Annotated in this window: 15 protein-coding genes and 1 tRNA gene; 6 read left to right on the plus strand and 10 right to left on the minus strand. The window is 72.5% G+C overall.

Annotated features, from left to right (window positions below; genetic code table 11):
- Positions 1–7 precede the first annotated feature (7 nt).
- Genes Aru02nite_RS10635 through Aru02nite_RS10645 form a run of 3 tightly spaced genes read right to left on the minus strand, consistent with a single transcriptional unit; the run spans position 8 to position 2,567 of the window.
- Positions 8–901 carry a carbohydrate ABC transporter permease gene (locus tag Aru02nite_RS10635; protein ID WP_203657206.1) on the minus strand — a complete coding sequence of 298 codons (894 nt, stop codon included), beginning with the start codon at positions 899–901 and terminating at the stop codon, positions 8–10.
- Positions 898–1,803, minus strand: coding sequence for a carbohydrate ABC transporter permease (locus Aru02nite_RS10640; RefSeq protein WP_203657208.1), 906 nt, complete (start codon positions 1,801–1,803; stop codon positions 898–900). The genes Aru02nite_RS10635 and Aru02nite_RS10640 overlap by 4 nt, the downstream gene beginning before the upstream one ends.
- A complete protein-coding gene (locus Aru02nite_RS10645) occupies positions 1,800–2,567 on the minus strand; it encodes an IclR family transcriptional regulator (protein ID WP_239076601.1) in 768 nt (255 codons plus the stop codon). The genes Aru02nite_RS10640 and Aru02nite_RS10645 overlap by 4 nt, the downstream gene beginning before the upstream one ends.
- A gap of 116 nt (positions 2,568–2,683) precedes the next feature.
- Here Aru02nite_RS10645 and Aru02nite_RS10650 point away from each other — a divergent pair, with 116 nt between their 5' ends.
- From Aru02nite_RS10650 to Aru02nite_RS10670, 5 genes are all read left to right on the plus strand, one after another.
- A complete protein-coding gene (locus Aru02nite_RS10650) occupies positions 2,684–3,841 on the plus strand; it encodes a mandelate racemase/muconate lactonizing enzyme family protein (protein ID WP_203657212.1) in 1,158 nt (385 codons plus the stop codon).
- Positions 3,838–4,755, plus strand: a complete 918-nt coding sequence (locus tag Aru02nite_RS10655) for a dihydrodipicolinate synthase family protein (protein WP_203657214.1) — start codon at positions 3,838–3,840, stop codon at positions 4,753–4,755. Before Aru02nite_RS10650 ends, Aru02nite_RS10655 begins: the two co-directional genes overlap by 4 nt.
- Positions 4,752–5,480, plus strand: coding sequence for an SDR family NAD(P)-dependent oxidoreductase (locus Aru02nite_RS10660; RefSeq protein WP_203657217.1), 729 nt, complete (start codon positions 4,752–4,754; stop codon positions 5,478–5,480). Before Aru02nite_RS10655 ends, Aru02nite_RS10660 begins: the two co-directional genes overlap by 4 nt.
- 132 nt (positions 5,481–5,612) lie before the next feature.
- Entirely contained in the window at positions 5,613–6,461 is an 849-nt protein-coding gene (locus tag Aru02nite_RS10665; protein WP_203657219.1) for an SMP-30/gluconolactonase/LRE family protein, read from the plus strand.
- Positions 6,462–6,808: 347 nt separating this feature from the next.
- A complete protein-coding gene (locus Aru02nite_RS10670; protein ID WP_203657221.1) occupies positions 6,809–7,318 on the plus strand; it encodes a GNAT family N-acetyltransferase in 510 nt (169 codons plus the stop codon).
- Positions 7,319–7,327: 9 nt separating this feature from the next.
- On the opposite strand, the gene Aru02nite_RS10675 is transcribed toward Aru02nite_RS10670, so the two are convergent.
- From Aru02nite_RS10675 to Aru02nite_RS10705, 7 genes are all read right to left on the minus strand, one after another.
- Positions 7,328–8,260, minus strand: a complete 933-nt coding sequence (locus tag Aru02nite_RS10675) for an endonuclease/exonuclease/phosphatase family protein (protein WP_203657224.1) — start codon at positions 8,258–8,260, stop codon at positions 7,328–7,330.
- Positions 8,261–8,300: 40 nt separating this feature from the next.
- Positions 8,301–8,546: a hypothetical protein gene (locus Aru02nite_RS10680; RefSeq protein ID WP_203657227.1), complete on the minus strand. Its 246-nt coding sequence runs from the start codon at positions 8,544–8,546 to the stop codon at positions 8,301–8,303.
- 80 nt (positions 8,547–8,626) lie between these two features.
- Positions 8,627–8,698, minus strand: a tRNA-Val gene (locus tag Aru02nite_RS10685).
- Positions 8,699–8,736: 38 nt separating this feature from the next.
- The gene (locus Aru02nite_RS10690; RefSeq protein ID WP_203657229.1) at positions 8,737–9,198 is read right to left on the minus strand and encodes a peroxiredoxin; all 462 of its coding nucleotides are present in this window, start codon (positions 9,196–9,198) and stop codon (positions 8,737–8,739) included.
- Between the two features lie 118 nt (positions 9,199–9,316).
- Positions 9,317–9,751, minus strand: a complete 435-nt coding sequence (locus Aru02nite_RS10695) for a DUF3052 domain-containing protein (protein ID WP_203657231.1) — start codon at positions 9,749–9,751, stop codon at positions 9,317–9,319.
- A gap of 210 nt (positions 9,752–9,961) precedes the next feature.
- The gene (locus Aru02nite_RS10700; protein ID WP_203657233.1) at positions 9,962–10,636 is read right to left on the minus strand and encodes a hypothetical protein; all 675 of its coding nucleotides are present in this window, start codon (positions 10,634–10,636) and stop codon (positions 9,962–9,964) included.
- Between the two features lie 50 nt (positions 10,637–10,686).
- Complete coding sequence (locus Aru02nite_RS10705) at positions 10,687–11,097, minus strand: secondary thiamine-phosphate synthase enzyme YjbQ (RefSeq protein WP_203657234.1); 411 nt, start codon at positions 11,095–11,097, stop codon at positions 10,687–10,689.
- A 105-nt stretch (positions 11,098–11,202) separates the two neighbouring features.
- Between Aru02nite_RS10705 and aceE the strand changes: the two genes are divergently transcribed.
- Positions 11,203–13,932 carry a pyruvate dehydrogenase (acetyl-transferring), homodimeric type gene (gene aceE, locus Aru02nite_RS10710; protein WP_203657239.1) on the plus strand — a complete coding sequence of 910 codons (2,730 nt, stop codon included), beginning with the start codon at positions 11,203–11,205 and terminating at the stop codon, positions 13,930–13,932.
- Positions 13,933–14,013 lie beyond the last annotated feature (81 nt).

Here is a 14,013-nt window from a genome sequence, read left to right on the forward strand (position 1 = left end):
TTTCGGTTCAGCCCTTCACCGCGCCGCTGGCCAGCCCCGCGACGAGGTGGCGCTGCAGCACGATGAAGGCGACGACGACGGGAAGCGAGGAGACGAGCGAGGCGGCCATCAGGTCCGGCCACGCGGTCTGGAACTCGCCGACGTACGTGTTGACGAGGCCGGGCGGCAGCGTCTGCCGGTCGGGACCGGCGAGCGTGAGCGCGAAGATGAAGTCGTTCCAGCCCCGGATGAACGCGAACAGTCCGGCCGCGATCAGTCCGGGCGTGGCGATCGGCATCATGATCCGGTGGATGACGACGCGGTGCGCCGCGCCGTCCACCCGCGCCGCCTCGATCAGCTCGTCCGGGATGGTGTCGAAGAAGCCCTTCAACATCCAGATACACAGGGGCAGGGTGAACGTGGTGAACGACAGGACGAGCGCGCCGTAGCTGTTGAGCAGCCCGGTCGCGCTGAACACCAGGTAGATCGTGATGAGCAGCAGCGCCTGCGGGAACATCTGCGAGGCGAGCACCAGGTACATCAGGGAACGCCGGCCGCGGTACCGGAACTTCGAGAACGAGTACGCGCAGTAGGCCGAGACGACGACGCTGAGGACGGCGGTGACCAGCGAGACGACCACGCTGTTCACCAGGTACCGCACCAGTTTCGGGGTGTGCAGGAGGCTGTCGAAGTGCGCCAGGGTGAGGTGCGCCGGCACCAGCCGCGGCGGGAACGCGAACACGTCGCCGGTCGGGCTGAACGCGGTCACGACCAACCAGTACACGGGGAGCAGGCCGAAGCAGCCGATCACCACGACCGCGGCCACCGCGCCGATCCGCCCGCCCCGGCCGCGCCGCCGGGCCGCGCGCCGCGCGATCCCGGCCGCCGCCGTACGTTCCGGTGCCGCCGTCGCCGTGGTCATGCCGACCGCCTCTCCGAGAGCCACACGTACCCGACGACGAAGACGCTGAGGATGAGCATCCACAGGGCGCCGATCGCGCCCGCGCCGCCGAGGTCGAAGCCCTTGAACGCGGTGTCGTACACGGAGACCGCGAAGGTGGTGGTGGCGCCGGCCGGGCCGCCGCCGGTCATCACGTAGATGGTGTCGAAGTGCTGGAAGTTCCAGATCATCTCCAGCAGCAGCACCATGCCGATCATCGGCCGCAGGTGCGGCAGCGTGACCGAACGGAACCGGCGCAGCGCGCCCGCACCATCGAGCGCGGCCACCTCGTGCAGGTCCCGCGGTACGGTCTGCAGGCCGGCGAGCAGCATCACCATCATCCACGGGAAGCTGTTCCAGGTCTTCGCGACGATCACCGCGAGCATCGCCGTACCGGGCTGGCCGAGCCACGCGACCGGTTCGCCGATCAGGTGCAGCCGCATCAGCAGCCCGTTCAGTACGCCGTAGTTGGCGTTGAAGATCCACAGCCACAGGAACGACACCACGACGCTGGGCAGTACCCAGGGGAACAGGAACAGGCCGCGCAGCACGGCCCGGCCGCGGATCCCCACGTTCAACGCCAGCGCCAGCCCGAACCCCAGCACGAACGACAGCGCCGTGGTGGCCACCGTGAACACCATCGTGTGCCCGAGCGCCGGCAGGAAGTCGCCGGACAGCTCGTCGCCGAAGTTCGACAGACCGACGAAACTGCGGCCCGGCAGTACCAGGCTCTGCTTGAACAGGCTGCTGACCAGCCCGGCGATCAGCGGGTAGCAGACCACCGCGGCCAGCAGTACCAGCGCCGGCACGGTCAGCAGGATCCCGACGACACCGTCGGGCAGGCTCCGCGGCCGCACCCCGCGGGACGCGTCCGGCGCGGTCATGTCCCCTCCGGGTGGCGGTGCGGCCCCGCGTACCCGAGGGCGACGCTGATCTGGTCGGCGGCCTCGATGACGGCGCGGGACAGTTCGGCTTCGCGGGCGGGCAGGTCGATCGCGGACAGCGGGCCGGAGACGCTGAGCGCCGCGACCACCGCGCCCGCCTGGTCCCGTACGGGCGCGGCGACGCACGCCCGGCTCAGCGCCAGTTCCTCGATCTCCGTCGCGTACCCGTCGTGCGCCAACGCGTCGAGCTGCTTGTCGAGCTGCTCGTGGTCGGTGACCGTGCGCGGCGTGTACCCGAGGAGCGAGGCGGCGGGCAGCAGCTCGCGCCGCGCCGCACCGTCCAGCTCGGACAGCAGGCACTTGCCGAGACCGGTGGCGTGCAAGGGATTCCGCTGCCCCGCGAGTACGAACGAGCGCGGCGCGAGCCGGCCCTCGAAGTTCAGGAGGTAGAAGAGGGTGTCGCCGCGGCGGACCGCGACGTTGGCGCCGAGGCCGAGGCGGGCGGCCAGCTCCTGCGCCACCTGCCGGGCGGCCCGGTGCACCCGGTCCTGGTTGAGCGCGACGCCCGCGAACGTGATCAGCTCCGGCCCCAGCCGGTACAGCCCGCTGACCGGGTCGCGTTCGACGGCGCCGGCCGCCTCCAGCGTGGTGAGCAGCCGGGACGTGGTGGACAGGCCCAGGCCGGCGGCCTTCGCCACGTCGGAGACGCGCTGCTCCGGCTGCCCCGCCGTGAACGCCCGGAGCACGGTGAACGCGCGCTCCACCGACTGATTGCTTCCAACTTCGGCCACTGACCGGACCCCTCTTGTAACTGGCTTGCAATATGTGGAAACCTAATGCCCATGTTGAAGACAGTCAACCGCTCAGCGGTGGTCGGCGCATGACGATCACCGCGGTCCGCGCCTACCCGCTCCGGCTCGCCGGCCCCGAGTCGTACCTCGGGGCGCCGCCGGCCGGCGCCGGTGACGGCTACTTCGTCCGCCCGCCCTGGCGCAGCCTGTACTCGCCGGCCTTCGAGACGGTGCTGGTGCGCGTCGACACCGCCGACGGGTACACGGGGTGGGGTGAGGCGCTCGCCCCGGTCGGCCCGGAGATCGTCGCCGCGGTCGTCGACCGGCTGCTCGCGCCGGCGCTGGTCGGCGCGGACGAGACCCAGATCCGTCCACTGTGGACGATGCTGTCCGGGCTGATGCGCGAGCGCGGGCACCTGGTCGGGCACCAGGCCGATGCGCTCGCCGCCGTCGACATCGCGCTGTGGGACCTGCGCGGCCGGACGACCGGGCGCCCGGTCGCCGAACTGCTCGGCGGCGCGTACCGGACGCACGTGCCGACGTACGTGTCGGGGCTGCCGCGGCCGACCGACGCCGAGCGGGTCGAGCTGGCACGCGAGTGGGTGGCGAAGGGCGTACGGCACGTCAAGCTGGCGCTCGGGCACGGCGTCGACGCCGACCTCGCCACGTACGACGCGGTCGCCGCGGTGCACCCGGACCTGCGGGTCGCGATCGACGCGCACTGGGCGTACGACCTGGCCGACGCGTTGCGGCTGGGCCGGGCGCTGGACGAGCGGCGCGCCTGGTTCCTGGAGGCGCCGCTGGTACCGGAGGACGTCACCGCGCACACCGAGCTGGCCGCCGCGCTCGTCACGCCCGTCGCGATCGGCGAGTCCCTCCGCAACCGGTACGAGTTCCGCGAGTGGCTGGCGCGCCGCGCGCTGGACCTGTGCCAACCGGACGTGGCCCGTACCGGGTTGACGGAGGCGATGTCGGTGGTGGAGCTGGCCGCCGCGCACCACGTACCGGTGGCGCCGCACCACTCGGTCGGGCTCGGGGTCGCGCTCGCCGCCGGGATCCACCTGGCCGCGGCCGTCGAGTCGTTGCCCGCCTTCGAGTACCAGCCGGGCACGCTGCCGGTCGCCAACCGGATCCTGACCGCGCCGATCTCGGGCGGCCCGGACGGCTTCGACGTACCGGCCGGGCCGGGGCTCGGGATCACCGTCGACGTGGACGCGGTCGAGGCCGCCGGAAAGGACCAGCGATGAGGAGCGGGGACACCCGGGGGCTGATCCCGGTGCTGGCCACGCCGTTCGCGGCGAACGGCGACCTGGACGCCGACGGGTTGCGCCGGCTGGTCGAGTTCCAGCAGTGGTGCGGGGTGGACGGGGTGGCCGTGTTCGGCTTCGCGAGCGAGGGGTTCACGCTCACCGCCGGCGAGCGGGACACCATCCTGCGCGTCACCGACAAGGAACTCGCGCCGGACGCGCCGCTGGTCGCCGGCGTCAACGCGACCGCCACCCGGCCGGCCGTGGAGCAGGCGCTGGCGTGCGCGGACGCCGGCGCGAGCGCGCTGATGGTGATCCCGCCGTACCAGGTGAAGCCGAGCGCGGCGCAGATCGTCGACTTCTACGGCAGCGTGGCCGCGGAGAGCGGGCTGCCGGTGATGGTGCAGGACGCGCCCGGCTCGACCGGCGTCACCATGCCCGTCGACCTGATCACCGAGCTGTCCACATTGGACGGTGTGACCGCGGTCAAGATCGAACCGCAGCCGACGGTGCCGAAGATCGGCGCGGTCGTCGACGCCACCGACCCCGACTTCCTCGTACTCGGTGGCCAGAACGCGCTGTTCGCCCTCGACGAGTACGAGCGGGGCGCGGTCGGCACGATGCCGGCGTGCGAGTTCGCGGACGCGCTGGCCGCGGTGCTGCGCGACGCCGACCGGGCCGGGTTCGACCGGCTGCTGCCGCTCATCCGGTTCGGCCTCCAGCCCGGCCTCGCCTGGTCCGTTCACAAGCACGTCCTGGTACGCCGCGGGGTGCTCGACTCCCCCGCCGTACGCTCGCCCGCGCGCGACGCCGACCCCGGCACGCTCGCCGCCCTGGACCGGATCCTCGCCGACCTTCGGCTCCCGGCCTGGACGCCCGGGCAGGCCGCGCCCGACCGGACGCTGCCGCAATGACCGCGCGCGGCGTACTCGTGGTCGGCGCCACCTCGCCGATCGGCGTGGCCATCGCGGCGGAGTTCGCCGCGACCGGGCACCGGGTCGCGGGCGTGGCGCTCGACCGACCACCCACCCCGCCGCACGAGGTGGGCGTGGTGGCCGACTGCGCCACCGCGGACGGCGCCGGTACCGCGGTCGAGGCGGCGCGGTCCGCGTTCGGCCGGCTCGACGTGGTGGTGCTCGCCGCGGCCGTCATGCCGGTCGCCCCCGTCACCGCCACCACCGACGAGCAGTGGCGGGCCGGCGTCGACGCCACGCTCGGAAGCGCGTTCGCGGTCAGCCGCGCCGCGCTGCCGTACCTGGGGCGCGGCTCCGCGATCGTCGCCGTCACCTCCGTCAACGCCACGCTCGCCGCCCCCGGCCTCCCCGCGTACGCGGCGGCCAAGGCGGGCGTGGAGGGACTCGTCCGGCAGCTCGCGCTGGAGTACGGGCCGGTCGGGGTGCGGGTCAACGCCGTCGCGCCCGGCATGATCGGCAACGCCGACCTGCCGCACGTCACCGACGGCTACCCGCTCGGCCGCGTCGGTACGCCGGCGGACGTCGCCTCGGCCGTCGCGTACCTGGCGTCCGACGCGGCGGGCTTCGTCACCGGTGCCGTACTGCCGGTCGACGGCGGGTTGTCGATCGCCTCGCCCGCCGCGTACCTGCGACCCGACCTGCGCGCCCGCTTCCTCGCCGACTGACCGCGCCGACCCGCTTTCCTTGGTACGACAAGGAAGTACGATACGCACCGGCGGCCCGCGGCGCCGCATCCGGACGGCGGCGACACGAGCGAACGACAACGGCGGCGTGGCGTACCGGAAGGGGAAAGTCGGATGGTGGAGCAGGTGGACGCGCCGGCGGCCGAGCACGGCGAGGGGCCGTGCTGGGACGCGACCGCCGGGGTGCTGCGCTGGGTGGACATGCTCCGCGGCGACCTCCTCGCCGTCGCGCCCGGCGGCGGCCCCGTGACCCGGCACCACGTCGGTACGGTCGCCGCCGCGCTGCGCCCCCGTACCGGTGGCGGGCTCGTCGTCGCCACCGAACGCGGCTTCGCGCTCCTCGACGACCCCGACGGCCCGGTGCGCCAGCTGCCCGAGGTCTGGACCGACCCGGCCGTCCGGATGAACGACGGCGGCTGCGACCCGCACGGCCGCTTCTACTGCGGCTCCATGGCGTACGACGCGACACCCGGCGCCGCCGCCCTGTACCGCCTCGACCCCGACGGCACCGTGCACACCGTCCTCACCGGCGTCACCGTCTCCAACGGCCTCGCGTTCACCCCCGACGGCACCACCGCGTACTACGCCGACACCGAGACCGGCCGCGTCGACGCCTTCTCCGTACTCGACGGCGAACTCCTCGACCGGCGCCCCGTCGTCGTCGTACCGGCCGCGGACGGTGCGCCGGACGGCCTCACCCTCGACGCCGACGGGCACCTGTGGGTCGCGCTGTGGGGCGGCGGCGCCGTCCGCCGCTACTCCCCCGACGGCGAGCTCGAACAGCACCTGCCGGTACCGGTCCGGCACGTCACCGCCTGCACGTTCGGCGGCCCCGGCCTCGACACCCTGTACGTCACCACGTCCACGGTGGACGCCACGCCCGACGAGTACGGCCGCGCCGGCGCGCTCTTCGCGCACCACCCGACCGTCGGCGGCCTGCCGCCCCTCCCGTACGCCGGCTGACCCGAGGCTTCTACTCCCCGCCATCCGCCTCAACAGAGCCGATCCGGGGATCGTCCGACGGCGCGGGCGAGCACACCGGAGACCTGCCGGTACCCGCGCCGTCAGCGCGGGGTGGACCTCTCCGCGCGTCCCGGATCGGCACAACAGAGCCGATCCGGGCTCACCGGATGCCCCACCCACCGTGTCGCCACCCCGACGGTACGCATGGTCGACAGCCTCGCCGCGCCCGGTCACGCCCCGGCCACACCCCGATCCCGGAACGGCACACCACCCGCCGGAAACCCTGTCGTACCAACACACCCCGGAACGGTGTGGCGGCGCGGCGGCCGGCGTGCTGGGATGCGGGCATGGAGATCCGGGAGGCGCGCGCCGCCGACGTCGTACGGCTCGGCGCGATCCAGCTCGCCGCGGGCGCGGCGTTCCGTACGGTCGGGCTCGCGTGGGCGGCGGACAACCCGGTGCCCACCGACGACGTGTACGCGGAGTACGTGCGGGAAGGCCGCGCCTGGGTGGCGGACGACCCCGGCCCGGTGGCGTTCGTACTCGTCGACGTGGTCGACGGGTGCGCGCACGTCGAGCAGGTCAGCGTGCACCCGGACCACGCCGGGCAGGGCATCGGCCGGCGGCTGATCGACCGGGTCGACCGGTGGGCGGCGGACCGCGGCCTGCCCGCCCTCACCCTGTGTACGTTCCGCGCCGTGCCGTGGAACGCCCCGTACTACGCGCGCCTCGGGTTCCGCGAGATCACCGCACCGCCCGGCCCCGAACTCGCCTGGCTGCTGCGCGCCGAACGGAGGTTCGGCATCGACCCCGCCACCCGCGTACCGATGCGCCGCCCCGTCACCGCGACCCGGTGACGCGGCGGATCAGGGAACGGTGAGGGCGGCGACGACGGCGCGGTGGTCGGTGCCCGGCACCTGACGCACCGCGTACGAGTGGATGGCGATGCGGCGGTCGGCGAGCACGTGGTCCAGCGTGGTCACCGGGAACCGGTCGGCCGGCCAGGTGAAGCGCAGCCCCGAGCCGGTCACGTCCGCCGCGTCGCGGTAGCCGGTGCCGAGCAGGTGGCGCAGCGGCGGGTGGTCCAGCGTCGCGTTGAAGTCGCCGAGCAGCACCCGCGGCGTGCCGCGCGTGGTCGCGACCGGTTCGGCGGCGATCCCGCGCGCCCAGCAGCCCTGGTGCTCCCGCGTGTACGGCGAGCACGGGTGCACCGAACGCACCGCGAGCGTCCGGCCACCGGGCAGGTCGACGGTCGCGGACGCCTGCGTGAACCCGCCCTCGCCCGTCGGGGTCGCCGCGTCCCGCAACGGGAAACGCGACCACAGAGCCGAACCCGCCGCGTACGGCTCCGGATCGGCCACGTGGTGCCGCAGCAGCCGCCCCAGCCCCGCCCGGGTCAACCGCTCCGCCGCCGGCCCCGTGTACTCCTGCACCGCCAGCACGTCGATCCGCTCGTCACGTACCAGCCGGACCACGGCGGCCGGGTCCGCGCCGCCGACCCGCAGGTTCACCGTCATCACCCGTACGGTGCGGCCGGTGCGCTCCTCGCCCGCACCCCACACCCGCGGCACCACCACCGCCGCCAGCGCCACCACCGCGACCGCGGCGACCAGCCCGCCCCACGTCGCCCGCGCCAGCAACGCCAGCACCGCGACCAGCGCGCCGAACAGCACCGCCCACGGCGTCAGCGCCAGCACCACCAGCCCCGGCCACGGCGGCAGCACCCCCGTCACCCGTACGGCCGCCCAGGCCAGCACGACGAGCACCAGCACCCACAGCACACCCCGTACGACACGCATCCGCGCCACCGTACCGGGCGGCGTCGACCCGCGCCGGACCTCAGCGCTTCGCCTCCTGCCGCGCCACCCACCCGAGTACCTGCCGGCGCCAGTCCCAGCGCTCGCCCGGGTCCGTGCCCTGCTGGTACCCGGCGACGGCGGCGACCGCGGCCGACTCCGACGTGAGCAGGCAGTCCTCCTCGTCACGGCGGCAGGGCACGTGCCGACCGTGCCGCAGGCACACCGTCGCCGGCACGTACCCCATGTCCGCCGACGCGTCGAGGTACTCCTGGAACGCGTCACCCATCGCCACTCCTCGCCGCCCGGACCGCGCAGAACGGACAAAGCCCCGACCCTCGCAACCGAGGATCGGGGCTCCGTGTGTCGTGGGCGCGGCAGGGATCGAACCTGCGACCCTCCGCTTGTAAGGCGGATGCTCTCCCGCTGAGCTACGCGCCCGGACTGGCGACGAGGCTACCCGGTCGCCAGCGGCCGGGTCAGGCCAGGTCGGCCAACGCCTTGCGCCAGACCGTCTGGTCGCGTGCCTCGCCGGGCATGTTCATCTCGGCGAAGCGGACCACGCCCGCCTTGTCGATCAGGAACGTGCCGCGGTTGGCGATGCCCGCCGCGTCGTTGAACACCCCGTACGCCTGGGCCACGGCGCCGTGCGGCCAGAAGTCGGCGAGGATAGGGAAGTCGTACCCCTCGCGCTCGGCCCACACCTTGTGCGCGTACGGCGAGTCGACGCTGACGGCCAGCACCTGGGCGTCGTCCGACTGGTACTGCGTGAGGTTCTCCTGGACCTCGCACAGCTCGCCCTGGCAGACCCCGGTGAACGTGAGCGGGTAGAAGACGACCAGCACGTTCTTCGTACCCTGGAAGTCGGCGAGCCGTACTTCCTGGTTGTTCTGGTCCTTGAGGGTGAAATCGGGCGCCTGCGCACCTACCTCGATCGGCATGGACTCCGACTCCTTACGTCAGATACTCGACAGCGCGGATCACGGCAAGCATGTCACCGCCCACCGGTACCGGCGCACGGGGCACCCGCCCGCGGCCGGCGACGGCGCGCGGACGGGCTCACTTCTTGCCGCGGCCCGCCTTCGGCGTGACCAGGCGTGCGCCGGACCAGTCCCGGGCGGCGTTGATGCTGCTGGTCTGCTGGAAGCCGACGGTGAGCACGGCCTCTGAGATCTCGCTGGGCTCGGTGTGGCCGTCGCGGCCGGGCTTCGGAGTCAGCAGCCAGATGGTCCCCGTGTCCGCCAGCGGACTCCGCGCGTCCATCAGGGTCTCGACCAGGTCGCCGTCCTCCTCCCGCCACCACAGCAGGACGATGTCGACCACCTCGTCGGTGTCCTCGTCGACGATCTCGCCGCAGCGGTCGATGACCGCGTCGCGGAGCTCCTCGTCGACGTCCTCGTCATAACCGATCTCCATCACGATGGAGCTCGGTTCGATCCCCAGCCGATCCACCATGCTCGTCACGCCGTCGGCCTGACCAGCCGTCGCGCTCACAGTCGAGTGCCTCCTCGTCGTCGCCCCCGCGGCACCCGGTCGGGCGCCGCAGCGGATGTTCCCACACGCCACCACCGCTGGTGGCGCACCGACCAAGTTACGTTCCCCGGGCCCGTCAGGTCCGGCGAATCCCCGGCACCGATCCGGATGGAACGCGCCGGCTGGCGGGAGAGTAACCCGTACCACGCGGTGAGCGGGAGACCCACCCCCTCAGGTACGCGGGTACCCACCGGGCTGTTGCGGGTAACCAGGAGGCGGGTATCCCCCTTGTGGTGGCTGACCCTGCGGCGGGTACGCGGGCGGCCCGTACTGCGGCGCGCCGTACTGCGGCGGCCCCGGCTGCGGGCGTCCCTGCGGGGGTCCCTGGTACGGCTGGCCGTACTGCTGGGGGTACGCGGGCGGCGGCGGCCCGTACTGCGTGGGCGGCCGGTAGCCGGGCGGCGGGCCGGCGTACGCGGGGGCGGCGCGCATCTCGCGGGACCGCCGGCGGGCGCTGCGCACGGCGAACGCGGCGCCGATGGTGAGCAGCACGCCGATACCGGACACGATGAACGGCCACAGCGCGCCGACCGCGTTGTCCTCGACGACGCTGTCGCCGAGGGCCCGCAGCTGCACGTCGTGCCCCTCGTCGGAGAAGTCGGTGCCGGGGATGTCGCCCTCGTGCTTCGACCCGTCCTTGGTGGTCCAGGTGCCGGAGCAGTCCGTCTCGTTGTGGCTGCCGTGCCGCGAGTAGACGCGATGGGTCTCGCAGTGGTCCACGTGGGCGCTGACCGTCTCGCCCCCGAAGTACGTGCGCGCCTGGTAGACGCCGATGCCACCGAAGATGACCGTGACCAGCAGCGCGATGATCAGCCAGCCGACGGTACGGACGGGATTCATGAACACGCCGCCCACCGTAGGGCACCCGGGCACGTACCCGACGGCGGGCGGTGGCCTCAGCCGTGCAGCAGGCTGAACCGTACGGTCCGGGTGTGGTTGTCGACGTTCGTGTCGACCAGGCAGATCGACTGCCAGGTGCCGAGCGCGATGCGCCCGTCCACGACCGGGAGCGTCGCGTACGGCGGGATGAGTGCGGGCAGGACGTGGTCGCGGCCGTGGCCGGGGCTGCCGTGCCGGTGCCGCCAGCGGTCGTCGGCGGGCAGCAGGTCGGCGAGCGCGGCGAGCAGGTCCTCGTCGCTGCCGGCCCCGGTCTCCAGGATCGCCACCCCGGCCGTCGCGTGCGGTACGAACACGTGGAGCAGGCCGGACACCCGGCCGCTGGCGGTGACGAAACTGCGGGCCCGGTCGGTGATGTCCCGGACTGTGGGAACCGAGCCGGTACGAATCGTGATCTCCTGCGAGTACATGTGTCGATCGTCGCCCACCTGCCGGACCCGCGTGACGCTCACCGGAGATCGGGGGCAGGATGGTGGTCGAGAAACCACTCCACAAGAGACGACGAGGGACGGCCCGTGGCCACGGAACGTAAGCGCCCGGTCATCAGCGACGGGCTCCCGAGCCAGATTCCGGACATCGACCCGGACGAGACCAACGAATGGGTCGAGTCGCTGGACGCGGTCGTGGACAACCGCGGCCGGCAGCGCGCGCGCTATGTCATGCTGCGCATGTTGGAACGGGCCCGGGAGCGTCAGGTCGGGGTGCCCGCTCTGACGAGTACCGACTACATCAACACCATTCCGCCGGAGCAGGAGCCGTGGTTCCCCGGCGACGAGTACATCGAGCGACGCATCCGGGCGTACATCCGGTGGAACGCCGCGATCCAGGTGCACCGGGCGCAGCGCCCCGGCGTCGAGGTCGGCGGCCACATCTCCACGTACGCCAGCGCCGCCTCGCTGTACGAGGTGGGCTTCAACCACTTCTTCCGCGGCAAGAACCACCCCGGCGGCGGCGACCAGGTCTACTTCCAGGGCCACGCCTCCCCCGGCATGTACGCGCGGGCGTTCCTGGAGGGGCGGCTGACCGAGCAGCAGCTCGACGGCTTCCGGCAGGAGTTCTCGCATCCCGGCGGTGGACTGCCGAGCTACCCGCACCCGCGGCTGCTGCCCGACTTCTGGGAGTTCCCGACCGTCTCGATGGGCCTCGGCCCGCTCGGCGCGATCTACCAGGCCCGGTTCAACCGCTACCTGCACAACCGCGGGCTCAAGGACACCAGCCAGCAGCACGTCTGGGCGTACCTGGGCGACGGTGAGATGGACGAGCCGGAGACGCTCGGCGCGATCACCCTCGCCGCCCGCGAGGAGCTGGACAACCTGACCTTCGTGGTCAACTGCAACCTGCAGCGGCTCGACGGCCCGGTGCGCGGCAACGGCAAGATCATCCAGGAACTGGAGGGTCTGTTCCGCGGCGCCGGCTGGAACGTCATCAAGGTGATCTGGGGCCGCGAGTGGGATCCGCTGCTCGCCGCCGACGCCGACGGCGCGCTCGTCAACCTGATGAACGTGACGCCCGACGGCGACTACCAGACCTACAAGGCCGAGTCCGGGGCGTACGTCCGGGAGCACTTCTTCGGGCGCGACCCGCGTACCCGTCGGATGGTGGAGAACTACACCGACGACGAGATCTGGAACCTCAAGCGCGGCGGCCACGACTACCGCAAGCTGTACGCGGCGTACAAGGCGGCGACGGAGCACACCGGGCAGCCGACGGTCATCCTGGCCAAGACCATCAAGGGCTGGACGCTGGGCAGCCACTTCGAGGCCCGGAACGCCACGCACCAGATGAAGAAGCTCAAGGCCGACGACCTGAAGATGTTCCGGGACCGGCTGTACCTGGACATCCCCGACTCGGCGCTCGACCCGGTGCTCCCGCCGTACTTCCACCCCGGCGAGAAGTCCGACGAGTGGCAGTACATGATGGAGCGCCGCAAGCAGCTCGGCGGGTTCCTGCCCGAGCGGCGGCACACGGTCATCCCGATGCCGCAACCGAAACCCGAGCGGTACGACATGTTCGCCGCCGGCTCCGGCAAGCAGAAGGTCGCCACCACGATGGCGATCGTCCGGCTGTTCAAGGAGCTGATGAAGGACAAGGACTTCGGCAAGCACGTCGTGCCGGTCATCCCGGACGAGGCGCGGACGTTCGGGATGGACTCGCTGTTCCCGACGGCGAAGATCTACTCGCCGCACGGCCAGACGTACACGCCGGTCGACCGGGAGCTGTTCCTGGCGTACAAGGAGGCGACGAACGGGCAGATCCTGCACGAGGGGATCAACGAGTCCGGCTCGGTCGCGTCCTTCACCGCCGTCGGCACCTCGTACGCCACGCACGGCGTGCCGATGATCCCGATCTACATCTTCTACTCGATGTTCGGGTTCCAGCGCACCGGTGACGGGTTCTGGGCGGCGTCCGACCAGATGGCGCGCGGCTTCGTGCTCGGCGCCACCGCAGGCCGCACCACGCTGAACGGTGAGGGCCTCCAGCACCAGGACGGGCACTCGCCGCTGCTGGCGTACACGAACCCGGCGGTCGTCGGCTACGACCCGGCGTACGCGTACGAGATCGCGCACCTGGTGAAGGACGGCCTGCGCCGGATGTACGGGGACGACCCCGAGAACATCTACTACTACTTCACCATCTACAACGAGCCGATCATCCAGCCCCCGCAGCCCGCGGGCCTGGACGTCGACGGCCTGCTCCGCGGCATCTACCGGTACTCGCAGGGTGCCGGCGACGGGCCGAAGGTGCAGCTGATGGCGTCCGGTGTGGCGATGCCGTGGGCGGTCAAGGCGCAGCAGCTGCTCGCCGACGACTGGGGCGTGTCGGCCGACGTGTGGTCGGTGACGTCGTGGACGGAGCTGCGCCGCGACGCCGACCGGGTCGAGGAGCACAACCTCATGCACCCGGAGGCCGAGGCGCAGGTGCCGTACGTGACGACCGCGCTGACCGGTGCGCCCGGTCCGGCCGTCGCGGTCAGCGACTACATGCGGGCGGTGCCGGACCTGATCGCCCGCTGGGTGCCGACCGACTACACCTCGCTGGGTACCGACGGCTTCGGCCACTCGGACACCCGCGGCGCGCTGCGCCGGCACTACCACGTCGACGCGGAGACGGTCGTCGTGGCGGCGCTGCGGCAGCTCGCCCGACGTGGCGAGGTGCCGGCGGACGTCCCGGCGCAGGCGTTCAAGAAGTACCAGGTGGACGATGTGAACGCGGCACCGCAGGCGGAGGCCGGCGGCGACAGCTAGGCACTCTCCACAGTAGACAGTGAACGGCCCCGGCACCGTGCCGGGGCCGTTCGCCGTTTCCCGTCGCCGCTTCGTCCACTG

Source organism: Actinocatenispora rupis, from assembly GCF_016861975.1.
GTDB lineage: Bacteria > Actinomycetota > Actinomycetes > Mycobacteriales > Micromonosporaceae > Actinocatenispora > Actinocatenispora rupis.

Coding starts and splice junctions, on each gene's coding strand:
- Aru02nite_RS10675 (WP_203657224.1), bottom strand. CDS start 8,260: ATGCGTGTCGTACGGGGTGTGCTGTGGGTGCTGGTGCTCGTCGTGCTG.
- Aru02nite_RS10655 (WP_203657214.1), top strand. CDS start 3,838: ATGAGGAGCGGGGACACCCGGGGGCTGATCCCGGTGCTGGCCACGCCG.
- Aru02nite_RS10640 (WP_203657208.1), bottom strand. CDS start 1,803: ATGACCGCGCCGGACGCGTCCCGCGGGGTGCGGCCGCGGAGCCTGCCC.
- Aru02nite_RS10660 (WP_203657217.1), top strand. CDS start 4,752: ATGACCGCGCGCGGCGTACTCGTGGTCGGCGCCACCTCGCCGATCGGC.
- Aru02nite_RS10665 (WP_203657219.1), top strand. CDS start 5,613: ATGGTGGAGCAGGTGGACGCGCCGGCGGCCGAGCACGGCGAGGGGCCG.
- Aru02nite_RS10705 (WP_203657234.1), bottom strand. CDS start 11,097: ATGTACTCGCAGGAGATCACGATTCGTACCGGCTCGGTTCCCACAGTC.
- Aru02nite_RS10635 (WP_203657206.1), bottom strand. CDS start 901: ATGACCACGGCGACGGCGGCACCGGAACGTACGGCGGCGGCCGGGATC.
- Aru02nite_RS10680 (WP_203657227.1), bottom strand. CDS start 8,546: ATGGGTGACGCGTTCCAGGAGTACCTCGACGCGTCGGCGGACATGGGG.
- Aru02nite_RS10670 (WP_203657221.1), top strand. CDS start 6,809: ATGGAGATCCGGGAGGCGCGCGCCGCCGACGTCGTACGGCTCGGCGCG.
- Aru02nite_RS10690 (WP_203657229.1), bottom strand. CDS start 9,198: ATGCCGATCGAGGTAGGTGCGCAGGCGCCCGATTTCACCCTCAAGGAC.
- Aru02nite_RS10650 (WP_203657212.1), top strand. CDS start 2,684: ATGACGATCACCGCGGTCCGCGCCTACCCGCTCCGGCTCGCCGGCCCC.